24 protein-coding genes are annotated in these 24911 nt (G+C 69.2%); 13 read left to right on the forward strand and 11 right to left on the reverse strand.

Annotated features, from left to right (window positions below; translation table 11 throughout):
• Positions 1 to 96: 96 nt before the first annotated feature.
• Positions 97 to 777: a PAS and ANTAR domain-containing protein gene (locus ACFVVM_RS08745; protein ID WP_387614912.1), complete on the reverse strand. Its 681-nt coding sequence runs from the start codon at positions 775 to 777 to the stop codon at positions 97 to 99.
• A gap of 79 nt (positions 778 to 856) precedes the next feature.
• Complete coding sequence (locus ACFVVM_RS08750; protein ID WP_387614916.1) at positions 857 to 1831, reverse strand: Acg family FMN-binding oxidoreductase; 975 nt, start codon at positions 1829 to 1831, stop codon at positions 857 to 859.
• Positions 1832 to 2336: 505 nt separating this feature from the next.
• Between ACFVVM_RS08750 and ACFVVM_RS08755 the strand changes: the two genes are divergently transcribed.
• Positions 2337 to 2912: a TerD family protein gene (locus tag ACFVVM_RS08755; protein WP_387614919.1), complete on the forward strand. Its 576-nt coding sequence runs from the start codon at positions 2337 to 2339 to the stop codon at positions 2910 to 2912.
• Here the strand turns inward: ACFVVM_RS08755 and ACFVVM_RS08760 are convergent.
• Positions 2861 to 3958 (reverse strand): methyltransferase, encoded by a 1098-nt coding sequence (locus ACFVVM_RS08760; protein WP_387614922.1) that lies wholly within the window; start codon positions 3956 to 3958, stop codon positions 2861 to 2863. The genes ACFVVM_RS08755 and ACFVVM_RS08760 overlap by 52 nt on opposite strands.
• Positions 3959 to 4086: 128 nt before the next feature.
• Here ACFVVM_RS08760 and ACFVVM_RS08765 point away from each other — a divergent pair, with 128 nt between their 5' ends.
• Complete coding sequence (locus ACFVVM_RS08765; RefSeq protein ID WP_387614925.1) at positions 4087 to 4851, forward strand: class I SAM-dependent methyltransferase; 765 nt, start codon at positions 4087 to 4089, stop codon at positions 4849 to 4851.
• 6 nt (positions 4852 to 4857) lie between these two features.
• On the opposite strand, the gene ACFVVM_RS08770 is transcribed toward ACFVVM_RS08765, so the two are convergent.
• Positions 4858 to 5946 carry a PQQ-dependent sugar dehydrogenase gene (locus ACFVVM_RS08770; protein WP_387616796.1) on the reverse strand — a complete coding sequence of 363 codons (1089 nt, stop codon included), beginning with the start codon at positions 5944 to 5946 and terminating at the stop codon, positions 4858 to 4860.
• Between the two features lie 236 nt (positions 5947 to 6182).
• On the opposite strand from ACFVVM_RS08770, the gene ACFVVM_RS08775 reads away from it, so the two are divergent.
• The 3 genes from ACFVVM_RS08775 to ACFVVM_RS08785 all read left to right on the forward strand — a co-directional run bounded on the left by ACFVVM_RS08775 (position 6183) and on the right by ACFVVM_RS08785 (position 7976).
• Positions 6183 to 6869, forward strand: coding sequence for an isochorismatase family protein (locus ACFVVM_RS08775; RefSeq protein ID WP_387614928.1), 687 nt, complete (start codon positions 6183 to 6185; stop codon positions 6867 to 6869).
• A 165-nt stretch (positions 6870 to 7034) separates the two neighbouring features.
• Positions 7035 to 7388, forward strand: a complete 354-nt coding sequence (locus tag ACFVVM_RS08780) for a VOC family protein (RefSeq protein ID WP_387614931.1) — start codon at positions 7035 to 7037, stop codon at positions 7386 to 7388.
• Between the two features lie 60 nt (positions 7389 to 7448).
• The gene (locus ACFVVM_RS08785; protein WP_387614934.1) at positions 7449 to 7976 is read left to right on the forward strand and encodes a DinB family protein; all 528 of its coding nucleotides are present in this window, start codon (positions 7449 to 7451) and stop codon (positions 7974 to 7976) included.
• Positions 7977 to 7986: 10 nt separating this feature from the next.
• Here the strand turns inward: ACFVVM_RS08785 and ACFVVM_RS08790 are convergent, their stop codons facing one another.
• The 4 genes from ACFVVM_RS08790 to ACFVVM_RS08805 form a co-directional block, all read right to left on the reverse strand.
• Positions 7987 to 8928, reverse strand: coding sequence for a LysR family transcriptional regulator (locus tag ACFVVM_RS08790; RefSeq protein ID WP_387614937.1), 942 nt, complete (start codon positions 8926 to 8928; stop codon positions 7987 to 7989).
• 62 nt (positions 8929 to 8990) lie between these two features.
• Positions 8991 to 9992, reverse strand: a complete 1002-nt coding sequence (locus ACFVVM_RS08795; RefSeq protein WP_387614940.1) for an aldo/keto reductase — start codon at positions 9990 to 9992, stop codon at positions 8991 to 8993.
• The gene (locus ACFVVM_RS08800) at positions 9989 to 11689 is read right to left on the reverse strand and encodes a dipeptide ABC transporter ATP-binding protein (protein ID WP_387614943.1); all 1701 of its coding nucleotides are present in this window, start codon (positions 11687 to 11689) and stop codon (positions 9989 to 9991) included. The genes ACFVVM_RS08795 and ACFVVM_RS08800 overlap by 4 nt, the downstream gene beginning before the upstream one ends.
• A 15-nt stretch (positions 11690 to 11704) precedes the next feature.
• Complete coding sequence (locus tag ACFVVM_RS08805) at positions 11705 to 13048, reverse strand: NtaA/DmoA family FMN-dependent monooxygenase (protein ID WP_387614946.1); 1344 nt, start codon at positions 13046 to 13048, stop codon at positions 11705 to 11707.
• Between the two features lie 237 nt (positions 13049 to 13285).
• Here ACFVVM_RS08805 and ACFVVM_RS08810 point away from each other — a divergent pair, with 237 nt between their 5' ends.
• From ACFVVM_RS08810 to ACFVVM_RS08825, 4 genes are all read left to right on the forward strand, one after another.
• A complete protein-coding gene (locus tag ACFVVM_RS08810; RefSeq protein WP_387614949.1) occupies positions 13286 to 14107 on the forward strand; it encodes a sulfurtransferase in 822 nt (273 codons plus the stop codon).
• 116 nt (positions 14108 to 14223) lie between these two features.
• Positions 14224 to 14928 (forward strand): NAD(P)H-binding protein, encoded by a 705-nt coding sequence (locus ACFVVM_RS08815; RefSeq protein WP_387614952.1) that lies wholly within the window; start codon positions 14224 to 14226, stop codon positions 14926 to 14928.
• Positions 14925 to 15989 carry a hypothetical protein gene (locus ACFVVM_RS08820; protein WP_387614955.1) on the forward strand — a complete coding sequence of 355 codons (1065 nt, stop codon included), beginning with the start codon at positions 14925 to 14927 and terminating at the stop codon, positions 15987 to 15989. Before ACFVVM_RS08815 ends, ACFVVM_RS08820 begins: the two co-directional genes overlap by 4 nt.
• Before the next feature lie 2 nt (positions 15990 to 15991).
• The gene (locus ACFVVM_RS08825; protein ID WP_387614958.1) at positions 15992 to 16672 is read left to right on the forward strand and encodes a hypothetical protein; all 681 of its coding nucleotides are present in this window, start codon (positions 15992 to 15994) and stop codon (positions 16670 to 16672) included.
• Positions 16673 to 16725: 53 nt separating this feature from the next.
• Here the strand turns inward: ACFVVM_RS08825 and ACFVVM_RS08830 are convergent, their stop codons facing one another.
• The 3 genes from ACFVVM_RS08830 to ACFVVM_RS08840 form a co-directional block, all read right to left on the reverse strand.
• Positions 16726 to 17457: an AAA family ATPase gene (locus tag ACFVVM_RS08830; protein WP_387614961.1), complete on the reverse strand. Its 732-nt coding sequence runs from the start codon at positions 17455 to 17457 to the stop codon at positions 16726 to 16728.
• Between the two features lie 107 nt (positions 17458 to 17564).
• A complete protein-coding gene (locus tag ACFVVM_RS08835) occupies positions 17565 to 18524 on the reverse strand; it encodes a LysR family transcriptional regulator (RefSeq protein ID WP_387614964.1) in 960 nt (319 codons plus the stop codon).
• 85 nt (positions 18525 to 18609) lie between these two features.
• Positions 18610 to 19920, reverse strand: a complete 1311-nt coding sequence (locus ACFVVM_RS08840) for an NtaA/DmoA family FMN-dependent monooxygenase (RefSeq protein WP_387614967.1) — start codon at positions 19918 to 19920, stop codon at positions 18610 to 18612.
• Positions 19921 to 20060: 140 nt separating this feature from the next.
• Here ACFVVM_RS08840 and ACFVVM_RS08845 point away from each other — a divergent pair, with 140 nt between their 5' ends.
• The 4 genes from ACFVVM_RS08845 to ACFVVM_RS08860 are packed head-to-tail and all read left to right on the forward strand — an operon-like array spanning position 20061 to position 24908.
• Complete coding sequence (locus tag ACFVVM_RS08845; protein ID WP_387614970.1) at positions 20061 to 21668, forward strand: ABC transporter substrate-binding protein; 1608 nt, start codon at positions 20061 to 20063, stop codon at positions 21666 to 21668.
• Positions 21653 to 22624: an ABC transporter permease gene (locus ACFVVM_RS08850; protein WP_387614973.1), complete on the forward strand. Its 972-nt coding sequence runs from the start codon at positions 21653 to 21655 to the stop codon at positions 22622 to 22624. The genes ACFVVM_RS08845 and ACFVVM_RS08850 overlap by 16 nt, the downstream gene beginning before the upstream one ends.
• A gap of 14 nt (positions 22625 to 22638) precedes the next feature.
• The gene (locus ACFVVM_RS08855; RefSeq protein WP_387614976.1) at positions 22639 to 23523 is read left to right on the forward strand and encodes an ABC transporter permease; all 885 of its coding nucleotides are present in this window, start codon (positions 22639 to 22641) and stop codon (positions 23521 to 23523) included.
• 20 nt (positions 23524 to 23543) lie between these two features.
• Positions 23544 to 24908, forward strand: coding sequence for an NtaA/DmoA family FMN-dependent monooxygenase (locus ACFVVM_RS08860; protein ID WP_387614979.1), 1365 nt, complete (start codon positions 23544 to 23546; stop codon positions 24906 to 24908).
• Positions 24909 to 24911 lie beyond the last annotated feature (3 nt).

Genomic DNA, 24911 nt, shown 5'->3' on the forward strand with positions numbered 1-24911 from the left:
TCCAACTCCTTCGATCGGTCCACGCCAGATTAGCCCACGAACAGTTATCGCACAAACTATTGGCCCACCAACCGACTTGCGGCACCGGCGTCCGGGTCAGCCGATCGGGTCGTCTCCCAGGTGCGCGGTCAGCAGCACATGATCGAACCGGGTGCGCAGCTGGACCTCGTCACCGGCCAGTGTCGGCAGCGCGGCGACCACGCGCTCGGCGATCGTGCGCAGTTTGACGTTGGTCTCCTGCGACCGCCAGCGCAGCACCCGGAACGCCTGGTCGGCGGTGATGCCGTAGGTCAGCATCAACGCGCCCTTGGCCTGCTCGATCAGCACCCTGGCGTCGAGCAGGCCGGGCAGGGTCTGATCGATCGCCTCGCGCCGGTATTCGGCCGCGGTCTCGGACACGTCGACGTAGTACCCCTCGGTGCCGATCACCGTGCCCTCGTCGTCGGCCATCGGCTCGGACACCACCAGCACCTCGACGACCCTGCCGTCGGTGTCGACGATGCGGTGGTGGCTGGAGAACGTCCCGCCGTCCTCGACCGAGGTGATCATCTCCTTCACCCGGTCGCGGTCGTCGGGATGCTTGTGCGACAACAGCATCTCGGTGGTCGGCTCCGTACCGGGCGGATAGCCGTGCATCCGCGCGACCTCTTCGGACCACTCCCAGCGTTTCGTGTCGAATCGATACTGGAACCGCCCGACGGCCAGCGACTCGCCCACGCCCACCACGCGTTCCACGAGGGCGCGCTCGGCCCTCGACGCGTCATCCCGATCGGTCATCGCTCGATTATTCACCGTGGACCGGCCTGTGGTGGACTCACATTTCAGATCGGCCCGTCCCGGCGCGATCCGGCGGGGATCAGGGCAGCTCGATGACCTCGTCGACCGGGCGGCGCGGGGTCGAGTGCAGCGGAGTCGCGGTGGTCGGCATCGCGCCGACGCGAATCATGATGTGTGGGAAGGCGCACTGGTGCAGGAACGATCCGCGGATCTGGTCGCGCAGGTCGAGCATGCCGAGCGGCTCGGACTGCAGACTCGTGGCCAGGCCGAGGTGGGTGGCCTTCAGCAGCATGGCGCTGGTGGCCTCACCGGCGCGCAGCTGCGAGATCCGATCGTCGTGGGTCGTGCAGACGACCAGCCATTGCGCGGCGTCCGGCATCGAGGTGTGTTCGCGCAGTTCGGAATCGACGAACGCGCGCACGGGCAGTTCCGCGTCGGATCGGGCCGGTGGGGTGTTGCGGGCGGGCACGCCCTCCGTCGCGCCCCGGCACCCGCTCCACTCCGCCAGTTCGGCGAGGTAGTCGGCATCGGTGGCGTGCCGAACGGCGGCTTCGCGCATCGGGTCGGCCAGCTGCGGCAGCAGCCGATCCGGGATGACGCGCGCGGCCGCGCCGTGGCGCGACGCCGCCGACGAGATCGCCCGGACACTGCCCGCGGGCAGGAGGCCGGCCGGGAATCGGCGCCGGTCGGACTGGCGCAGCATCACCGCCGCGGCCAGCTGCACATCGGTCTCGGACACCGCACGGGGCGAGAACGTCAGCGAGGCAAGCAGATCCGGGTCCGCCGGATCGGGACAGCGGGTGATGCGCACGCCCCACCCGAGCACCGCGAAGGCGACTTCGAGATGGTGCAGTGCCGCACCGCAACTGACGACCATGGCCCGCGCGAGCGGATCGGTGGCCGTGAGCTGCCGACGGGTGTCGGCGCGGAGTTCGATCCCGTCGGGCCGAATCCGCCAGCGCCAGGGTTGGGTGTTGTGCACCGAGGGCGCCCGCACCGCCATCTCCAGCGCGTCCCGACAGGTCCGCAGATCGGGACCGAGCACGCAGACCATCTTCCGAATACTCCTTCCCGCCCGGACACTCCTTTCGGAGGTCGCTTCTCCACTTTCACGTCCGTCATCGAAGATAGACGACGGCGCGGAATGGATAGCCAACCCGAAGTCCCGTCACCGTCCCGTGACAATTGTTCGACACACCCTTCGATACACCGGAGTTCCGCCGGTCGAAAAGGGTTCGACCAGTGATTTCAACGCGCCGAAATCACGATTCATCTCGCTAGCCAGGTGATGGAAATCGCACGCCGAGACCATTCCGTTATCGACGATTTCTCCCATTTCGGACATCCGTCGACTACATGTCCCGAAGGGCGCCAGGGCTCGCTAACCCCCCCCCCCCCCCCCCGAAACGGACAAACGTCATGTAGACCAATTCGCCTATCCGCCAGATGTTTTCAGGCATGATCAGCTGTCGGATGCGCAAGGGAACGTACAGTGGCACGTGCTACTGTACGAACGGTCGGCACCCTCCGTGCCGCGATGATCGATGGGAGTTATCGGTATGGGTGTCAGTTTGTCCAAGGGTGGCAACGTCTCGCTGACCAAGGCGGCGCCGAACCTCACCGCGGTCGCGGTCGGCCTCGGCTGGGACCTGCGGACGACCACCGGGACGGACTTCGACTTGGATGCCAGCGCCATCGCGCTCGGCGCCGACAAGAAGGTCGTGTCGAACGAGCACTTCATCTTCTTCAACAACCTCAAGTCGCCCGAGGGCGCGATCGAGCACGCCGGTGACAACCGGACCGGCGAGGGCGAGGGCGACGACGAGGCGATCAACGTCGACCTGGCCAACACCCCGGAGACCATCGAGTCCATCGTGTTCCCGGTCTCGATCTACGACGGGATCACCCGCAGCCAGTCCTTCGGGCAGGTCCGCAACGCCTACATCCGCGTCGTCGACCGCAGCAACGGCGAGGAGCTGGCCCGCTACGACCTCTCCGAGGACGCCTCCACCGAGACCGCCATGGTCTTCGGCGAGCTGTACCGCAACGGTGCGGAGTGGAAGTTCCGCGCGATCGGTCAGGGCTACGCGTCCGGGCTCGAGGGCATCGCGCGCGATTTCGGCGTCAATCTCTGATCGAACGCTTCCGCCCGCACGGTCGACCGTGCGGGCGGAGTCGTTTCCGCGGCCGTCCACTTCGCCCGGAATTCCAGTGCGGTCCGCCCGTCGGACACCTGCGCCGAGGTCCGCATCTCGAGATCGCAGTGCGCGGCCAGCTCGGTGAGTTCGCCGATCGTGCGCTCCCGGCCGCCGAAGCACATCAGCATGCTCAGGTCCATGGCCGTGCCGACGCCCCGGCCGCGGACCGCCTCGATCACCACGACGGTGCCGTCCGGCCCGGCGGCACGCCCGCAGCCGGCGAGGATGGTGCGCGCGTGCTCGTCGTCCCAGTCGTGCAGGATGTCGCACAGGAGGTAGGCGTCGGCGCCGCCCGGCAGCGGGTCGAAGAAGCTGCCCGCGATGGCACCGGCCCGGTCGGCGAGTCCCGCCGCCGCGAATCGTCGCGTGGCGGCGGTGGCGGTCGGCGCGAGGTCGATGACCCTCCCCCGCACACCGGGATGCGCGCGCAGGATCTCGGTGAGCAGGGTGCCGTCACCGCCGCCGACATCGACGAGGTCGGGGTAGCGGCCCCAGTCGTGGCGTTCGGCGATCTGCGTCGCCTGATCCCGGAAACGCCAACGCATCTGGGCATCGAAGGACGAGCGCAGCCCGGGGTTCGCGTCGAGGTCGTCCCAGAACTCTCGCCCGTATCGGCGCGGGTAGGCGGGCGCGCCCGTGGTGATGGTGTGCAGCAGTTCGACGAAGGCCAGCTCGGCGCGGCCGCCCGCGCTGGTCATGTCGAGCAGGAGTTTCACGCCGTCCGGGGAGTTCGCGTTCATCTGGTCGCCGAGGCGTGTCGGCCGGTAGCGGCCGGTCTCGTGTTCGAGGTCGAAGACGCCGATGGTGACCAGGTGGTCGAGCAGTCGCCGCAGCGCCGGAACCGAAGTGGCTGTGCGGGAGGCGAGTTGGTCGGCGGTGGCGCCTGCGCTGCCCGCGTGTTCGACCAGCCCCAGGGTCGCGGCGACTCGGATGCTCATCGGGGTGGCGAGGTCGGCCATGGCCAGGAGCGACGGTTCGTGCACGGTCGAAGCCTACTTGCCCGATCGGCACACCAGGCTCTTGACTAGAGCGTCACTCTGGTGAAATCTCGTCGTCAGAGCGTAGGGCTGGAGTTCTACTCCAGCCGATCCTGTCGACGAACGGATGGCCGATGAACCAGCGCTGGACCCCCGACCGCTACGCGCGGACTGCCGACTACCTCTTTCCCGCATCGCAAGCGGCGGTCGCGGACGTGGGGCTGCGGCGCGGTGAAGTGCTGCTGGACAGCGCCACCGGCACCGGCAATGCCGCGGCGGTCGCTCTCGATCGTGGCGCTCGGGTCATCGGTGTGGATTCCTCCCCCGAGCAGATCGACGGTGCTCGCGAGCGGCTGCCGGATGCCGAGTTCATCGTGGCGGACGCGGAAGACCTTCCGGTGCCGACCGCGTCTGTCGACGCCGCCGTCTCGGTGTTCGGAATCATCTTCGCGCACAACCCGACCCGGGCACTCGCCGAACTCGTCCGGTGTGTGCGGGCGGGCGGATCGGTCGCGTTCACCACACTCAGCGCGGACGGATGGCCGAATCGGGCGCGGACGATCCTGGCCGCCGAGCTGGGTGCGCCGGCGCCGACCTTCCCGACACTGTGGAGTGCGCCTGACGCCGCCGAGCGGGCCGCGGTGGAGGCCGGGCTGGAAGCGGTGGAGGTGCGCTCGCACGAACTGCGGTTGCCCTTGGACAGCGGGCGCGGGTTCGCCGCTCAGGTCACCGAACGGTTGGGAGCGCTGGCGGCTCTGCGCACCCAGCTGGAAGCGCGCGGGAGCTGGGTGCGGGCGAGCGCTCGGCTCGACGAATATCTCACTGCCTCCGCAAGTTCCGAGTCCGGCACTCCGGTACTGGTCGACCCGTATCTGGTCGTGTCCGGCCGGAAGTCCTGAAAGTGGTCAGCGGGCAGGGAACCGGAGGATGCGGTCGTCGCCGCTCTGGACGTCGCCGCGTCCGTCGGTATTGGAGGTGGTGAGCCAGAGGGCGCCGTCGGGGGCGACCTCGACGGTACGCAATCTGCCGTAGTCGGCGCGGAAGAAGTCCTGCGGGTCTGTGGCCGAGCCGTCGGAGACCGTTGCGGTCCACAGTCTTTCGCCGCGCAGGGCGGCCACGTACAGCGTGTCGCCCGCGATGGCGATACCGGAGGGCGATGCCTCCGCGGTCGACCAGGTGAGGACCGGATCGAGGAAACCGCCGTCGGCACCGCCCCCACCCTCGACGGTGGGCCAGCCATAGTTGCCGCCCGGCTCGATCACATTGATCTCGTCCAGGCGATTCTGACCGAATTCGGCGGCGAACAGCGTGCCCGCGCGGTCCCAGGCCAGGCCCTGCACATTGCGATGGCCGAGGCTCAGCACCGGCGATCCCGATTCCGGATTCCCCGGGGCCGGCGCCCCGTCGGGCGTGAGCCGCAGGATCTTGCCATTCGGGCTGGACGCATCCTGCGACAGTTCGGTCCGCCCGGCATCCCCGGTACCGACGTACAGCATCCCATCGGGCCCGAACGCGATCCGGCCACCATTGTGGTTGCCCGCCTTCGCGATTCCGTCGAACACCACTTCCGGCTCACCACCCGCACGGAACCGCACGATCCGGTTGTCGTCCTCGGCGGTGAAATAGGCGTAGACATACCCGGATTCGGCATACGCGGGATCGACGGCGAGCCCGAGCAGCCCACCCTCACCCCGCGCAACCACCCCCGGCACCTCGTAGAACGGCTCCGGCGCACGCCCGGCCGCCACCTGAACGATTCGCCCAGAATCACGCTCGGCCACCAGCGCCGTTCCATCGGGCAGGAACGCGAGTCCCCACGGAACATCGATCCCCTGCGCCACCACTTCGGGCGATCCCAGATCAGGAGACCCGGCAGGCCGACTGGGCGCGACGGAGGCCACCGGAGACGACGCCACCCCACCACCGCGCGGTTCCTCACTCGCACACGACACAGCCGCAACCCCGAGCGCCACCACCACGACACCCGAAACCATCCGCGTCAACCGAGACCGCAGCCCCTGAGCACTGACCGAGATCGACATGAACTCTGCTCCGTAACCCGAGAACCGGCAAAGCTTCGTATCGGAGCCACACCACGGCCCCGTCCCGCACCGCCAGCATAGTCGCCCCGCCAGGCCGGAGAAGGGCGTCATTTCCGACTGGTACCTCGCAGCAGACCTCAACCGCCCGGTGGCCATCATGTCCCTGGGTGGTGCGAGACTGCGTAGTCGTGGATGTCGAACGGGCTGGGGCTGTGCTGCACGATTGGTGGATCGAGGAGCGGGAATATGCTCGGCACGAGGCGCGGCGGGGGCGGCGGTTCGCCTATCCTGTGCTGGAGCCTCGGCGGACGGCGCTGGTTGTGGTCGACATGGTGACATTTCATGTTGCCGAGAGTGCTTATGGTCGTGGGGTCGTGCCCAACATCAACTGTCTTGCCGAATCCTTGCGTGCGGCAGGGGGAACGGTGGTTTGGGTGGTGCCGGCGGTGGGTGAGCCGTCGGCGGCGGCGGTCGAGTTCTTCGGGGCGGCGGTCGCCGAGATCTACAGTCACTCAGCGGATTCCGGGTCGATTCCGGAGCGTCTGTGGCATGAGATGGATGTTCGCGAGGACGATCTGTTCGTCGAGAAGTCCGCGTTCAGTGCCTTCTTCCCCGGTCGCAGCGAGCTGCCGGAGCTGCTCCGCCGACGCGATATCGACACGGTCTTGATCACCGGGACGGTCTCCAACGTGTGCTGCGAGTCCTCCGCTCGCGATGCCAGCACGCTCGGCTTTCGCGTGCTCATGGTGGCCGACGGCAATGCCGCCCGCCGCGACCGGGACCACAACGCCACCCTCCACACGATCTACCGATCCTTCGGCGATGTCCGCCCCACCTCCGAGATCATCGATCTGATCGAAGGCACCACACCCTGACCGCCTCCCCGAAGTCCTGGGCGCCGACCTGGTGATCCAGACGGTCCCGATTCTGCCGCCGCGTCGTGGCCCTGTGGTATCGATGGCAGGTAGTGGCGGCCCGTGGCACGAGGCCGGGGCCATGGGTTCGGGGGTGTGATGAGCGGGAAGATCAGGTTCGGAGCGGTGTCGCTCGACAGTGCGGAGCCGCATCGGCTCGCCGAGTTCTATCGGGAGCTGCTCGGGTTCGAGGTTCGGTACGAGTCCGAGGAGCTGGTCGTGTTGCAGGGGGACGGGGTGATGTTGACCGTGGAGCGGGTGGCCGATCATCGGGCACCGGACTGGCCCGGCAACGAGGTACCCAAGCAGATGCATCTGGATCTGTTCGTCGCCGATCTCGATGACGGTGAGCGGGCGGCGATCGCGTGCGGCGCGGTCAAGGCGGACTTTCAGCCCGCGCCCGATCGCTGGCGGGTGTTCCTCGATCCTTCGGGACATCCCTTCTGCTTGACCGTCCCAGCCGGTCCTGGGATCGACTGAAACCCGGTCTCCCCGGGAAATGCCTTTTCGAGCCACCCCCGGGTGTGCCACCATCCCCCGATGTCTACGACACGGTGTGAGGTACTGCGCTGGCAGTTCGATCTGGTGTGGTCACTGTTCGACCTGCACCTCGAACAACTACAACCGGACGATTTCCTGTGGCAGCCGGCCGATCTGTGCTGGACGATGCACGAAACCGGCAGTGGCGGTTGGGTTCCGGACTGGGCCGAGGTCGAGCCCGAGCCCATCCCGGTCCCGACGGTGGGATGGCTCACCTGGCACATCGGCTGGTGGTGGAGCGTCGCGCTGGACCACGCGCGCGGACAGGTCCCGCGCGAGCGCGCCGACATCGCCTGGCCCGGCCCGGGACAGCCGACCGTCGAGTGGCTGCGCGGCCTGCGCGACGCGTGGCACGAGGTGTTGAACCACCTCGACGACGCGGACCTCGACGCGACTTCGGCGTTTCCGTGGCAGGCCGATACCGAACTCACGATGGCGCACATGATCGCCTGGGCCCATGCGGAATTGATGAAGAACGCGGCCGAGGTCGGCCAGTTGCGACTGCTGCGCGCGGCACGCTCGTCCTGACCCGGCTCGCTCAGTCGGCGGGCTGCATGGCCGCGTTGTCCCAGGGCGCAGGCCACTGATCGGCGACCACGGCGCGCAGCGCGCGCAGGACCAGCCAGAGTTTCGGGTCGCGGCGGCTGGTCTCGCGGACGAGGGCGCTGATGACGCGGCCGCCGAGGTCGACGTGCGCGGGCGGGTCGAGCACGAGGGCCCGAAGTTGCGGTGGGACAGCGGTATCGGGGACGAGAGCGGTGACCACCTCGGTGGCGGCGAGGTCACCGACATTCTTGGCGCCGATCACCCGGTATTTGATCTGCGGTGTGAAGCCGACGGTCTCGCCGAGGCGGCGCAGCGCGACGCCGAGGCCGCTGTCCTCGGGACCGGTGACCCACGGCTGGCCGGCGAGCGCGCCGAGTCCGTGTTCGCGGACCGCGGCGTGCAATTCGACGGGGGCGACGAGGACCAGCGGCTCGTGCAACAGTTGTTCGGCGGCCAGCCCGGTCATCGAGGGGCGCGGGGCGAAGTCGTAACGCATGGTGACGGCGAGGTCGATCTCGCCCTGGCGCAGCAACCGCAGGGCGGCGGCGCTCGACGCCTGGCGCACCTGGACGCGCAGGTCGGGATCGGACCGGCTCAGCCGCTGCACGACCGGACCGGCGAACAGCGCGACACCCATGTTGTAGCAGGAGATCACGACCTGACCGTCGAGGGTGTCCCGGGAGGCGGCCACCGCGCTCAGCATCGTGTCGACGGTGCGGGTCACCGAGCGGGCGTGCTCCACGAGCACCTCGCCGCTGTGGGTCAGGCCGAGCGTGCGCCCGTCACTGCGGTAGAGCTCGGCGCCCAGCTCCTCGCCCAGCAGCCGAAGCTGGCGTGAGACAGCCGAACTCGTCAGATTGCGGCGTTCGGCCACCGCGGCGATCGATCCGAGTTCGGCGAGGTCGACCAGCAGCATCATCCGCCGTAGGTCCATCGGTGCTGGTCTCCCTTCGACCAGCCGGGTGGGCGCCGACGGCGGACGCCCACCCGGACTGCTCAGGCCGGTGTGGCGGGCGGTGCCTCGGTGCCGAGGTTCTCCGGCCGCGCCGAGCGGCTGCCCGCGACCTGGTCGGCCAGTTTCTCCAGCCGCGCGGTCTGTTCCTGGCTCAGCTCGACGCCGACCGCACCGGCGTTCTCCCGCACGAACTCCGGGTGCCGGGTGCCGGGAATCGGCACCACGTCGGTGCCGCGCGCGAGCACCCACGCCAGCGCGACCTGTCCCGGTGCCACGCCGACCTCCGCGGCCACCGCGATCACTTCCTCGGCCAGCTGCCGGTTGGTCGCGAACACCTCCTCGGCGAAGCGCGGGTGGTCGAGGCGACGGCCGCTCAGGTCGTCGCGGGAACGCACCGCACCGGTGAGCCAGCCCCGGCCCAGCGGCGAGTACGGCACCAGCGCGATGCCGAGTTCGCGGGCGACCGGCACGGTGTGCTGCTCGATATCGCGGCTGAACAGCGACCATTCGCTCTGGATGGCGGTCACCGGATGCACCGCGTGTGCGCGGCGGATGGTCTGCGGACCGGGCTCGGACAGGCCGTAGAAGCGGATCTTACCCGCCTCGACCAGGTCGGCCAGCGCGCCGACGGTGTCCTCGATCGGCACCTGCGGGTCGACGCGATGCTGGTAGTACAGGTCGATGTGGTCGACGCCGAGCCTGCGCAGCGACCCCTCGACAGCGGTGCGGACGTATTCGGGCCTGCCGTCGACGCGACGGGCGTCGGGGTTGGTGTCGCGGTCGAGCGCGTTGGCGAACTTGGTGGCGATCACCAGGTCGTCGCGGCGGCCCTTGATCGCGCGGCCGAGCAGCTTCTCACTGAACTTCGGACCGTAGACGTCGGCGGTGTCGAAGAAGGTGATGCCCGCGTCGATGGCCGCGTCGACCACCGCCTTGGACTGCTGTTCCTCGGCCTCGTCGGCCGAGAGCCGGAAACTCATGAATCCGAGGCCGACGGGTGAGACCTGCGGGCCCACGGTGCCGAGCTGCCGCTTTTCGGTCATGCCACTGCTCCTTTTTCGGTGGTGGCCGCGTCGTTCGCGCGGCCTTGTTCGAGCAACCCGCGGCCGCGCCTGCCCGGTTCGGCGTCGACGAGGGCGCGGGCCTGCGGCGAGCGCGGTGCGCGCAGCACGTCGTCGACGCTGCCCTGCTCGACGAGTTCGCCGCGGCTGAGCACGGCGGTGTGGTCGGCGAAGTCGCGCACCAGCACCAGGTCGTGGGAGATGAACAGATACGTGAGGTCGAGTTCGCGCTGCAGTCGTCGCAGCAGGTCGATGACCTGCGCCTGGGTGACCACGTCGAGGGCCGAGGTCGGCTCGTCGAGCACCAGGATCTTCGGCTGCAGGGCCAGCGCCCGCGCCACCGCGACGCGTTGCCGCTGCCCACCGGAGAGTTCGGCGGGCTTGCGGCCTGCCAGGGCGGCGGGCAGGGCGACGAAGTCGAGCAGTTCGGTGACGCGCGCCGCCCGCTCGCGGCGGTTGCCGAGACGATGGGCGCGCAGCGGCGCGGAGACGAGCTCGGCGACCGAGTCGCGCGGGTTCAGCGAGGCGTACGGATTCTGGTGCACGAGTTGGATGTTGCGCCACAGCGCCCGCCGCGATCGGGCCGAGGAGACGTCGATCTCGGTGCCCGACAATCGAACCGAGCCGCCGGTCGGTCGTTCCAGTCCCAGGATCAGCCGGGCGGTGGTCGACTTGCCCGAGCCCGACTCCCCCACCAGGGCGAAGGTCGTGCCCTCGGCGACCTGGAAGCTCACATCCTTGACCGCGTGGATCGTGCCGGTGCGCCGACCGCGCAGCGCGAAGACCTTGTCGAGACCGCTGACCTCGATGACGGTGCGGGTGTGCGCGCGCTCCGGGGCGCGTGGCCGGGCCGGTGGCGCCTCGATCCCGCGCAGCAGGAACCGGGTGTATTCCTGCGGCGAGCGCACCACCACCGATTCCAGGGAACCGTCTTCGAGCACCGCACCGTCCTTGAGGACGACGAGCCGGGTCGCGTAGTCGGTCGCCAGCGCGATGTCATGGGTGATGAACAGGACCGTGGTGTTCGATTCCAGCGCCAGCTGGGCGAAGACCTCCATGACCTGTTGCTGCACGGTGGCATCGAGCGCCGAGGTCGGCTCGTCGGCGATGAGGACCTCGGGGTCGAGCGCGAAGGCGATGGCGATGAGCACGCGCTGGCGCTGGCCGCCGGAGAGCTGATGCGGGTACTGGCGCAACCGCTGCTCCGGGTTGTCGATCCCGACGCGCTCCAGCAGCTCCACCGAGCGCCGTGTCACCTCGGCGCGCGAGAGGTCGCGGCGGTGCAGCCGGAAGATCTCGCCGACCTGCGCGCCGACGGTCTTGACCGGGACGAGCGAGGTGCCGGGATCCTGCGGGACGTAGCCGATGCGCTTGCCGCGAATGCTGTTGAGCTGCTTGGCCGTCAGGGCACGCAGGTCGAGTCCGGCCAGGTCGAGCCGGTCGGCGTCGATGGTGAAGCCCGGCGGGAGCAGGCCGAGCACGGTGTTGACCAAGGTGGTCTTGCCGGAACCGGATTCGCCGACGATGGCGAGGAACTCGCCGCGCCGCACCGACAGGTCGATGCCGCGCAGGATCTGCTGCTCGCCCGCAGCGACGCGCAACCCGCGCACATCGAGCAGGATCTCGTCGGTGGTGGCCGGGGTCGTGGCCGCCGCGGGGGCGGTGGTGGCGATGCTCATGACGTCTCCTCGGGCTCAGGCCTTGGCCGCGACGGCCGTGGAACGGTGCGCGGCCGGGGCCACGATGGGCAGACCGAGATTGCCGCGCAGGGTCGTCGCGGCGTACTCGGTGCGAAACAGGCCGCGCCGCTGCAGGATCGGGATCACCTGGTCGACGATCCGCTCCAGGCCGTCGGGGAAATAGTCGATGTTGAGGTTGAAGCCGTCGGCGGCGCGGGCGGTGAAGTAGCGCTCGATGTCGTCGGCGATCTGCTCCGGTGTACCGACCACGACGCGGTGGCCTGCGCCGAGGTCGCGCGCGAGCAGCGCACGGACGGTGAGGTTTTCGGCGCGGGCGGTCTCGAGGATCGCGTTGGCGAAGCCGTGGCTGCGTGGGGTGCGGCCCGGCGCGTCGACCAGGTCCCATGGCAGTGGCCGGTCGAGGACGAGGCTCTCGGGCGGCAGGCCGAGGGTGTTCGCCAGGGCGCCGATCTGATCGTGGTTCGGGTCGAGGTCGGTGAGCAGTGCGTGCCGTTCCCTCGCCTCGGCCTCGGTGCTGCCGATGATCGGGAACAGTCCGGGCAGGATGTGGATCTCGGCGCCGTCGCGGCCGTGGGCCGCGGCCCGGTCCTTGACGGTGCGGTAGAACCGCGCGCCCTGGTCGATGCTCTGCGCGGCGCAGAACACGGCGTCGGCGTATTTCGCCGCGAGCTCGATGCCCTGGGTCGAGGCGCCCGCCTGCAGCAGCACCGGCCGGCCCTGCGGTGAGCGCGGCAGCTGGAAGTGGGTGCGCACCGACAGGTGCTCGCCGCGGAAGTCGACCTCGCGCACGCGGTCCGGGTCGGTCAGCAGGCCGGTGGTGCGGTCGGCGACCAGGGCGTCGGGTTCCCAGGAGTCCCACAGTGCGGTGATCACCTGGATGGCCTCGTCGGCGCGCGCGTAGCGGGTGTCGTAGTCGGGGTGGGCAGCCAGGCCGAACTGGGCTCCCGCGCGCGGGGACATGGTGGTCACCACATTGATCGCGGCCCGGCCGCCGGAGGCGTGATCGAGCGAGGAGCCGAGGCGGGCGATGTGATACGGGTGCCGGTAGGTCGAGGACACGGTCGCGACCAGACCGATGTGTTCGGTGGCGCGGGCGATCGCGGTCAGGGTGACGAACGGGTCGAAGGCGTTCCACGGGCGGGCGAACTCGGCGGTGGAGAAGCCGTGGGTCTCGGCCAGGAAGACCGCGTCGAGCAGGCCGCGCTCGGCGGTGCGGCCCAGGTCTTCCCAGACGCTCAGGTCGAGGAAGCCCAGCGGGTCGTCACGCAGTCGCCAGCCACCGGCCGAGCGGCCGAGGGCGTTGGCATTGACGTTGAGGTGCAGCTGTCGGGAGGTCATCGTGTCGCTTTCGGGTGGAGCTTCGGGCAGCGCGGCGGGCAGGCGCGGCGAGGGCGGACGCGGGCAGCGTCAACAGCGAAGTTCCAGGACAGACATGATCACAGCCGGAACGCTATCGGCGCGCGCGAGCGGAAAACACCGGGTTCGGCTACGCGAAAGGTGTAGGTGAACCTCGTGGTTTCGCGATCTCGCCGCTACCAGACTCCGGCGGGAGACCACGAAGTGGAAGGAACCACCATGACGAGTACCCCGGTCCGGGTGGATCGCGTCGCGATCACCGCCGAGAAACTGCAGAAGAAGATCGCCAACGGACGCGAGGTCGTCGTGCTCGAGGTGCGCCGCGAGACCCTCGCCGAAACCGAAGCGGGCCAGCGCATTCCGGGTGCGCATGCCGTGACGATCGCCGATTTCGCCGGTCCCGAGACCGAGACCTCCGGTACGTTCCCGCTGCCCGCAGCCGAGCAGATCCAGGCCGCGGTGCGCCGGTGGGGCATCACCACGGACTCGATCGTGGTCGTCTACAGCCCCGAGGCGCCGGCCGTGGCCGCCCGCGCGTGGTGGACGCTGCGCTGGGCCGGGGTGCCCGATGTGCGCTACCTCGACGGTGGCGCCGAGGCGTGGACCGCCGCTGGGGGCGCGCTGACCGACGAGGTCGCCGCCGAGGGTGCGAGCGAGTTCGTGGTCACCACCGGTTCGCTGCCCGCGCTGGATGCCGACGGTGCCGCCGAGCTGGCCCGCTCGGGCGTACTGCTCGACACCCGCGGTGCGGAGCCGTACGCGGAAGGTCACATCCCCGGCGCTGGGCACCTGCCCGGTGCGGCCAACCTGACCGAGAACGGCCTGCTCAAGGACGACGAGGAGCTGCGTGCCCAGTACCGGGAACTCGGTGTCGAAGGCGATACCGCGGTGGGCCTGTACTGCGGTGTCGGCAATGCGGCGGCCCTGAGCGTGCTGGCGCTGGCCAAGATCGGTGTGCCAGCCGGCTACTACGCGGGCTCGCTGTCGCAGTATCGCAGCGACCCGGCACGACCGATCGCCGTGGGCGCCGACCGGGGCTGACCAGGAAGTTCGGCTACCGGATTCGTAAAGCCGCACAGCGTTGTTCGCACCCGTCGCGGCCCGCAAGCTCGAAAGACCGGTTCGTCCCGGTCAGTTCCCACCAGCAAGGAGCCATCATGGCCCAGATCGTCGAGTTCGCCCCGGTCTATTCCGAGGCGGACAACCCCGCGTACCACTTCGTCAACGGCACCTGGAACACCCACGACCAGGCCGAGAGCCTGGCCGTGTCGCGGGGCCACAGCTACCTGTCCCCCGGTGATTTCGTCACCCTGGAGGAGGCCGACACGCTGCTGGCCGCCGCCGACGCGCTCGTGCTCGCGCCCTCGGTGGCCGGGCCGAGCGGCATGTGGCAGCCCACCGACGGCGAGGAGGCCGGGCGCATCCTCGGCCATCGCATCCTCGACCGGATCAGCGCCGACAAGCCCGATCTGCACATCGTGCTGATCTCGCACTTCCTCGTCGGGCACGGTGCCGCGCACCAGAACGCCAAGCCCAACACGTGGGCGCTGCGCTCGCTCGAGGCGCACCTGCGCGGTGGCCGCAATCCGTACACGATCCTGCGCCCGACCTGGCTGTCGACGATCCACGACGAGTCCTACCAGACCCGGCTGAGCCAGGATCCCTACGCCGACGGGCTCGTCAGCCGCGACAGCATCGCCTCGGCGGTGCTCACCGCCGTGGAGAACCCGCGGGTGGCCACCGGCCGCACGGCGGCGCTGTTCAATCTCAGCATCCCGGGCACCGGGACCACCGACCTGGCGGACCGATTCGGCTCGCTCGCTCTCGATTACGAGGCCGAGTTCGCCCTGCAGACGGCATGACGGGCAGGCCCGCCGGTCAGCACGAGTGGGAAGCGAGTTTCGGACGGGACGCCAATGGGCGTCCCGTCCCCCCGCGCCGCCAGCAGCTGATCCTGGTCGACATCGTCGGCAGTCCCGGTCCCGCCGCGGCCGCGCACCTCGAAGCCGCGCTGTCGGCGCTCGAGGAGCGCTATCCCTACGGTCGTGACGGGTTCCTGGCCACCGTCGGCTGGGGGCACACGTACTGGGACCGGTACACCGAGCACACCGGACTCATCAACGTGCCCGCGCGCATGTCGCGTTGGGAGGACCCGGTCCTCGACACCCCGCACGCGATCTTCCACACGGCCAGCGACCATCAGGATGTCCTCGACGACATCCACGCGACGCTGTTCGGCGCCGGTGCGCACGGTCAGGGCGAGTTCCTGAAGGTGCTCGAGGTGCGCAGCGGCTTCGTCGGGGAGGGATTGGCCGCCGAGGCGCTGCCCCAGCTCGACGTCCCGGCGAATTCGCCGCTGCTGCTGGGCTTTCACTCGGTGCACAAGGGCAGCCAGGCCACCGAGGAGTCGATCACGATCACCGAGGGACCTCTCACCGGGGGCACCACCCAGCACGTCAGCCGGATCGAACTCGATGTCGACCGGTGGCACGCGCAGAACCGGGATCAGCAGGCGGCGTTGATGTTCGCGCCGACCGTCACCGCCGCCCAGGCCGAGGCGCTCAGCGACGACGCGCCCAGCGACTACGAGAAGTACGAGCAGACCGTCGGCGAGTACGGCATCGTCGGGCACGCCCAGGCCGCGGCCCGCGCCAGGGTGAACAACGTGCCGGTGATCAACCGGCGCGATTTCGCCACCCTCGACGGTGGCAGGCCCGGCACCCATTTCGTGGCGCTGCAGCGAGAACTACGCGACTTCAACAACACCCGGGCCATCATGAACGGCGCCGACGGCCCGGACTATCACCGCTCGGTCGGGGCGCGGCGCCGCAACGGCATCAACGCGTTCTTCGACGTCACCCATCGCGCCACCTTCGGCGTTCCGTCGCGCGCCTTGCGCGCCTACCCGTTCCTCAGGAGTTGACGGTGCCCGATCATCTCGTCGATCAGCCGGTTCTCGACAGCGACACGGTCGAAGCGCTGCGGGAGATCCTCGACGATCCGGCCCTGCCGGTGGGGACCACCGCGGCCCTGGCCGGTGGTGACCGGGCGTCGAAACTGCGTGAGGCGCACGACTTCCTGAGCACCCACCGCATCGCCGCGACCGCAGCCCGGTCGCGCGCGGCGGCGGTGGACCTGCTCGCCGCGCTGGGTGAGGTGGATCCCGCGCTGGCCGCGAGCCTGCGCGGACACACCGTCCTCGCCCCGGTGCTCACCGGACTGCCGCCGACGCGGGCCCGCAATGCTCTGCTCGGCAACATCCATCGCGGTGAGCTGATCACCTGGGTACCGGCCGTCGAGTCCTGGACCTGGTTCGATGCCGTCGTACCCGCCGACGATGCGCCGATCGGGCGGGTGGACGCGGTCTTCGAGACCGGCGAACTGCCCAGTCTCTACAACCATCTGGTCCTCTGGGAACCGGTCGCCGCCGCGCTGGTGGTGGTCCCGACCCACCGTGACCGGATCGACTGGGAGGCGGTCGGTCCCGACGGCAGCCGCTGGCGAGTCCGGTTGAGCCGAGCGGTATTCCACGTCAACGACCTCATCCCCCTGGACACGGACCCGACCGCCCTGCCCGACCGGCCGGAATCGGCCGAGACGACGTAGTCGCCGCCGGCGAGTGTCGGCCGCTGTCCCCGCGCCGACCCTCGGCAGGGTTGTCAGAGGAAGTGCTGCGTGTAGGTGTACGGGTCGTCCAGGAACCGGCGCCAATGGTCGACGAGGCGCAGTTCCTCCCACTCGACGTAGCGGAATCCGTCCTCGCCGAGTTCGATGATCTGCGCCCCGGGTGTCCCCGCCAGAATCGGCGAATGGGTGGCGCACACGACCTGGGCACCCGACTCGGCCAGGGCGTAGATCCGGCCGACCAGTTCCAGACACGAGGTGAACGACAGGGCCGATTCGGGTTCGTCGAGGACGAACAGACCGGGTCCGTCCATCATGGCCGAGATCATCGCCTTGAATCCCTCGCCGTGGCTGATCACCTCGGTGTCCTCCGGCCAGTAGCCGAGCGCCTGCGAGAACCGCTGCTGGGTGAGGACAGCGGTTTCGGCGCGCAGGAAGAAGCCTTTGCGCTGCAACCGTGGCGCCCGCCGCATCCGCTCGCCCGCCGCGGTGTGCCGCAGGCGCAGGACCTGTCCCAGTTCGGACTTCGGGATGTCTCGATTGCCGCCGGGCACCGACAGGCGTCCGCCCTCGGCATCGAGCCCGAACTGTTCGGCGATGGCCTCGACCAGGGTGGACTTACCGGAACCGTTCTCCCCGACCAGGATCGTCACCGGCCGGGTGAACTCGAGGCCCCGGCCATGCAGCGCCGCGACGGCCGGGACGGTGGACGGCCACTGGCCGCCGGGCAGGTCGTCGGCGTCCAGGTGGGCGCGGTCGATGAACACGAACAAACTCCTCGTCGAGCTCGGGATGTCTCGCGAGGATCGTATGCGTGGACACCATCGTCACCCGCGGCCGCAGGCTCCCGAGATCGCGGCGGGGCCCGCGGTGATCAGGACGCTGCGCCGAGTTCGGTCGTCCGGACGGGGGCCGTGGAGCGTTCCGCGACCACGCAGCGCAGGACCTGCAGCAAGGCCAGGATGTTCGGATCGCGGTGGCGGCCTTCGCGATAGGTGGCGCAGATCGAGCGGCCGCCGAGTTCCAGGCCGTCGACGATGAGGTGTTCGGCGCCGGGCGGTACCGCCAGCAGCGGGACCATCGCGGAGGCGACCTCGCTGGCGGCGAACTGGGCGACGTTCTGCGCGCCCTCCATGCGGTGGGCCACCTTCATCGTGAAGCCGGCGGCGTCGGCCGCGCGGGCGGCGGCGGTGGCCAGGGGGCCGCCGGGGGGCGCGGTGATCCACGGTTCATCGGCGAGGGCGGTCAGGCCCGACATCCTGACGCGTCGGTGCAGCCGTTCGGGGGCGAGCAGGACGATCGGGTCGACCATGATCTCCTCGCTGATCAGCCCGGTCAGTGACTCCCCGCCACGGAAGTCGTACCAGCAGGTGACGGCGAGATCGAGCTCGCCGCGGCGCAGCGCGCGCACGGCGGCGACGCTGTCGATCTGCAGTACCCGGGTGCGCAGGTCGGGCACGTCGCGGCTGAGTCGCTGCACCATGGGGGCGATCAGGCCGGGGATGGAGATGGTGAAGCCGGAGACGGTGACCCGCCCGGCGACCGTCTTCCCGGTGGCGGCGACCGCGCTCACCGCCTCGTCGACCGCCGCCAGCACGTGGCGGACGTGTTCGACGAGGACCTCGCCGCTGCGGGTGAGGCCGAAGGTGCGCCCGTCGCGCCGGAACAGGATCACGCCGATCTCGTCCTCGAGCACGCGAAGCTGCTGGGACACCGCGGAACTGGTGATGTTGCGCCGTTCGGCGACCGCGACGACGGTACCGAGTTCGGCGAGATCACACAAAAACATCATGCGCCGGAGATCGGGAATCCCGGTATCTGCCTGTCGAGCCATGTCACTCCTTGATCGCCCACCCCTGGGCGTGCCTGACCAACCCCTGGCGAAACGTCAGCGGAGGCAGGAGAGGTTGCTCAGGCCACTATGCACCGGCGGGCACGGGCAGGCCCAGGTTTTCGCGCAGGGTGGTTCCGGTGTACTCGGTGCGGTAGATGCCGCGCCGCTGCAACTCGGGCACGAGGTGGTCGACGATCTGCTCGAGCCCCTGCGGGAACACGTCGAAATTGAAGTTGAACCCGTCGGCGGCACCCTGGGTGAACCATTCCTCGATCGAGTCGGCGACCTGTTCGGGGGTGCCGACGATGGTGCGGTGGCCGACGATGTCGCGGGCGAGCAGTTCGCGCACGGTCAGGTTCTCCCGCTTGGCCACGGTGAGGGTGGCATTGGCGAAGCCGATACTGCGCGGTTTCCAGTCCGGGCGCTCGATCAGGTCCCAGGGCAGGGTCTTGTCCAGGTCCAGGCTGTCGGCGGGGACGTCGAGGCGGGTGGCCAGTGCCCGCAGACCGGACAGGCGGTCCTCGACGGTGGTCAGCCCGTCCAGCCACGCCCGGCGCTGTTTCGCCTCGGCCTCCGTGCTGCCGAGAACGATGAACAGCCCTGGCAGGACGAGGATTTCGTCGGGACGACGACCGTGGGCGGCGGCGCGTGCCTTGAGCGTGCGATAGAACTCCTGTCCCGTTTCCAGGGTGTGGGCGGCGCTGAACACCGCGTCGGCGTGCTCGGCGGCCAGCTCGATGCCCTGCGGTGAACCGCCCGCCTGCAACACCACCGGTCGGCCCTGGGGCGAGCGGGGGAACTGGAAGCGCGCCTTCAGCCGGATGTGCTCGCCGTGGAAGTCGACGGTGCGGACCTTGCTCTCGTCGACGAAGGTGTTGGTGCCGGAATCGGCGACCAGCGCGTCCGGCGCCCACGAATCCCACAACTGCTTGATGACGGTGAACGTCTCTGCCGCCCGCCCATAGCGAATGTCGCGCTCGGGCAAGGCGTCTCGGCCGTACTGGGCCGCTGCGCCCGCCGACATGGTGGTGACGATGTTGACCGCGGCCCGACCGTCGGAGGCGAAGTCGAGCGAAGACGCCAGCCGGGCGATGTCGTAGGGCTCGCGAAAAGTCGACGACACCGTGGCCACCAGGCCGACCCGGCTCGTCACCCTGGCGGCCGCGACCAGCGGGAAGAACGGGTCGAAGGCGTTCCACGGCTTGGCGAAATCCGAACTGGCCAGGGTGTCGGCCAGGAACACCGCGTCGAGCAGGCCACGTTCGGCGATCCTGGCCAGCTCCTCCCAGGCGGACAGGTCGAGGAATTCGCGCGGCCGTTCGCTGAGCTGCCAGCCGGCCTGGTGCCTGCCCAGACCATTGGAATTGACGTTGAGGTGCACAAATCGATCGCTCACCCGATCCATTAAGCCGGTCGCGACGGCACTTTCGGCGTTCAGCGCAGCTTTAGGTATCCCGTAGACAAACACGCTGTAACCGCTGATTTCTCGCTGGCAGGCTGGCGTCCCTCAGTCCGCCTCGAGAAGAGAGATACATCATGAGAGCAGGACGGCTCCTCGCGAGCAGCGTCGCCCTCCTCACCGCCGCCAGCCTGCTCAGTGCGTGCTCGGCGGGCAATCACGCCGGATCCTCCGCCGGGGGCGATCCCGTGCGCGGCGGCACCCTGACCTACGGCGACATCGTGCCGCCCATCTGGCCCATCGGCCGGGCCTCGCAGTACACCCAGGCCGCACTGTGGACCAACCTGGCCGATTCGCTGGTCGCCTTCGACCCCGAGACCGGGGAACTGGTCGCGCATCTGGCGACCGCGTGGACCGCCGATCCCACCAATACCGAGTTCACCTTCACCATTCGCGAGGGCGTCACCTTCAGCGACGGCTCCGCGCTGACCCCGCAGGTGGTGGTCGAGAACTTCGACCGCTGGGGCAAGGGCGACAAGGAACTCGGCTTCACCCCCGATCCCGCGTTCGCGGGCGCCTACGAGTCGGCCTCGGCCACCGGTGACGTGGTGACGGTGAAGCTGTCCAAGCCGAACCGTCATGTGCTGCGGTTCCTCGCCCAGCCCCAGCGCGGGGTCACCAGCGAGGCGTACCTGAAGCTCAGCCTCAAGGAACAGTCCGATCCGAAGAACATCGTCGCCTCCGGCCCGTTCGTGTTCGAGAGCGAGACCCCCGGCCAGGAGGTCGTGCTGACGCGGCGCGACGGCTACGCGTGGCCACCCGCGAATGTCGAGAACAAGGACGAGGCCTACCTCGACAAGGTCGTCATCAAGGTCATCCCCGAACTCGGGCTGCGCGCGCAGGCACTGGAATCCGATCAGATCCAGGCGGCCACGCGTGTGCTGCCGACCGACGAATCCCGGTTGGCCCAGCAGGGTTTCGTCATCCGGCCCAATATCGCCGTGCTGGCCTCCCCGGACAGCTACGCGATCCGCACCGGCAATCCCGTGCTCGCCGACGTCCGCGTCCGCAAAGCGCTCACGTTGGGCATCGACCGCGCGGCGCTCTCCCGGGACGCGCTGTCGGACAGCTACGCCCCCGTCTACACCCTGCAGCCGAAGAAGGACCCCAGCTACGTCTCCTTCGACAGCGAACTCGCCTACAACCCCGAGGAGGCCAAGCGCCTGCTCGACGAGGCGGGCTGGCGGGTCGGCGCCGACGGCTTCCGCGAGAAGGACGGCAAGAAGCTCGAGATCACCCTCGCCGGGGGTTCCCAGGGCGGTGGCGTGGTCGACGCGGGCGCCTACCTGACCCAGCAGTGGAAGCAGACCCTGGGCGTCAAGATCATCGACCGCTCCGGCGACGACACCTTCGCCAACAGCACCGCGAGCGATCCCGATGTCGGTCTGCGCAGCACCCGCACCTCCCTCGACACCGGCCAGCTCACCGCGTTCGGACCGGGCAACGCCAACAACCTGCAGGACTTCCCGGAACTCATCGAGCTGATCAACCAGGATCTGGCGGCCACCGATCCCGAGCAGATCAAGGAGTTGGTGCGCAAGCAACTGCGGTTCGTGCTGATCGACCAGGTGCTCTCGATCCCGCTCTACGACCCCACCCAGGTCGTGGCGCACAGCCCGCGACTGCACCTCGAGTTCAGCGGTTACACCGCGCCGCGGTTCCAAACCGCGTGGCTGGAGCGGTGATGTACCGCTATCTCGCTGCCAGGGTCGGCCAGGCCGCGGCCGTGCTGCTCGGTGCCTACACCGCCACCTTCGTCGGCATCCAGCTGCTGCCGGGTGATCCCATCACCAACTTCCTGTCCTCGGGCGAGAGCCCGTTGCCGGAGGAGAGCATCCAGGTGATGAAGGCCTACTACGGCTATGACAAGCCGATCGTGGAACAGTTCTTCAGCCAGCTCGGCGGGGTGTTCCAGGGCAATGTCGGCTATTCGTTCGTCAGCGGCCGCGAGGTCACCGCCGAACTCGGCCGGGCGATCGGGCCCACGCTGGAACTGACCGCGGCCGCGATCGTGCTGGCGTTCCTGATCGCGCTGGCCATCGTGACCACCACGGCGCTGACCCAGCACACGAAGTTGCGCGAGATCGTCTCCAACATCCCGCCGTTCATCGCGGGCATCCCGTCGTTCTGGCTGGGTCTGGTGGTGCTGCAGTTCCTCTCGTTCCGGCTGCGGGTGATGTCGATCTTCCCGGATGGCAGTGTGCTCTCGCTGCTGGTGCCCGCGACGATCCTCGGGTTGTATCTGTCGGCGCCGCTGGCCCAGGTGATGGTCAAGGCGGTCGACAACGCCCAGCGTCAGCCGTTCGTGACGGTGCTGCGGGCCAAGGGCGCCTCGGAATCACGAATCTACTTCCGGCACTTGCTCAAATACACCGCGGGCAGCGCGATCACCATCCTCGGGCTGCTGCTCGGCGGGCTCATCGCGGGCACCGTCGTCACCGAGACGGTGTTCTCCCGTCAGGGCGTCGGGCAGGTGCTCGCGAAAGCGGTGACGCACCAGGACCTGGCGCTGGTCCAGGGCTTCGTCGTGCTGTTCGCGGCGGTCTATGTCGTCATCAACCTCGTCGTCGATCTGCTCTATCCGCTGCTCGACCCCCGCATCGCGCTCAGCACCGAGCGTGCGGGCGAGCGCACCGTGTGAGCCAGGAGTCCCTCATGTCCGAACTGTCCTTGACGAAACTCCCTGAGCCACCGGTGGATCCGGTGGCGGCACCCGTCCGCGCGAGTCCGCTGACCCGCCTGCGCCGGATCTCGATCTTCGACGCGCTGGCGGTGCTGATCCTGCTCACCGCCGCATCCTGGGCGCTGTTCCCCGGCTGGTTCGCCACCGCGGACCCGCTCACCGGTGACCCGAGCATCAAACTGCGCCCACCGAGCCTCGAGCACCTGTTCGGCACCGATCAGCTCGGCCGCGACATGTGGGCGCGCACCGTGCACGGCACCGTGCTGACCCTGCAGGGCGCGACCATCGCCATCGTCATCGGCTTCGTGGTCGGCACCACGCTCGGTCTGCTCGCGGGCGCGCTGGGCGGCTGGGTCGAGGCGGTCATCATGCGCGTGGTCGACGTCCTGCTGGCCCTGCCCGGCTTCCTGATCGCGCTGACCATCGTCGCCGCGATCGGGCCCGGCGTGGTGATCATCGCGATCGCGATCGGCATCACCTCGGTGGCCACCTTCGCCCGGCTGTTGCGCGCGGAAGTGTTGCGGGTGCGCAAGTTCGACTTCGTCGAAGCCGCCGCGCTGAGCGGGTTCACCACCCCGCACATCATCTTCCGCGAGATCCTGCCCAACTCCGCGGGTCCGGTGCTGGCGCTGGTCGCGATCGAGATCTCGCATTCGATCGTGGCCATCTCCGGCCTGGGCTTCCTCGGCTACGGCGAACCCGCGCCGACCCCCGAGTGGGGCGTGCTGGTCGCCGAGGGCCGCAACTACCTGGCCTCGGCGTGGTGGATCACCACGCTGCCCGGTGTGGTCCTCGTCCTCACCGTCGTGTCACTGGCCCGGCTCAGCCGCCGACTACAGACCTGGCGCTCCATCTAGCAAGAACTGAGGTAATCGACATGACCCCAAGTCATGGCCGCCGGCTGACACTGGCCGCCGCCATCCAGGGCACCGGCACGGCAGCGCAGTCGTGGAAGTGGCCCGGCACCAAGTGGAATCGGTGGAACGAGTTCGACTACTACCGCGAGTCCGCCGAGATCGCCCGCTCGGGCGTGCTCGACGCGATCTTCGTCTCCGACCACCCCGCCCTCTCCCGCGACCCCTCCCGGGCACCGACCCACCTGTTCGACCCGACGGTGCTGTTCTCGGCCATCGCCGCCGCGGTGCCCGACATCGGGTTCGTACTCACCGCGTCCTCGACCTACAACTCGCCCTACAACCTGGCGCGGCGGATCGGTTCGCTGGACGCGATCTCCGGTGGCCGGGTGATCTGGAACGCGGTGTCGAACTTCAATCCCGACATCGCGGCCAACTACGGCGCGGAACCGTTGCCGCCCAGGGAGGTTCGGTACCGGCGGGCCGACGAGTTCGTCGAGGTGGTCAAGAAGCTGTGGTTGAGCTGGGACGCGCCCGAGGGCGAGGTCCCCGACGGTCCGCTCTGGGACGAGACCACGGCGCGGCCGATCCACCATCACGGCGAGTTCTTCGACGTCACCGGCCCGCTGAACGTGCCGATCGGCCCGCAGGGGCATCCGGTGATCTCGCAGGCGGGGGCGTCACCGGCGGGGATCGACTTCGCGGGCAAGCACGCCGAGATCGTCTACGCCAATCTGCACACCAAGGAATCGGCGTTCGGCTACCTGCGCGACCTCGACGATGCCGCCGAGCGGCACGGCAGGGCGCGCGACCGCATCCGGCTGTTCCCCGGGCTCACCGTGATCCTCGGCGACACCGAGGCCGAGGCGCTACGGCGCCACGAAGAGCTCGAGGGCGTGCGTGACGAGGACGAGCTCGTGGCCGCGTTCCTCGGTAAACGCTCGGTGCGCCACCGGATTCCGGCCGGTCACGACCCCGACAAGCCACTGCGCGCGGAGTGGTTCGCACCGCAGGAGGACCAGGCCTGGCCGATCGGGCACAGCAAGGCGATCTACGAACTGGTCGACGGCGCCGAGATCACCTTGCGTCAGCTCGTGCGGCGCAGCGGGCCCGGCGGCGGACACCGGGTGTTCGTCGGGACGCCACGGCAGGTGGCCGACCACATCCTCGACTGGTGGGGCGCGGGCGCGGTGTCCGGCTTCAACATCCACCTGCCCGTGCTCAACGGCGACCTGCGGCGGTTCGTCGACCAGGTCGTGCCCATCCTGCAGGCCGAAGGGGCGTACCCGACGCGCTACGAGCAGGCCACCATCCGCGAACGGTTCGGGCTGCCCGATCCACGCGAAACCCTCGGGGCCACAGCGGTTCCCGTCGAGATCGGACAGTGAGAC

It is taken from the genome of Nocardia sp. NPDC058176 (genome assembly GCF_042883805.1).
Taxonomy (GTDB): Bacteria; Actinomycetota; Actinomycetes; order Mycobacteriales; family Mycobacteriaceae; genus Nocardia.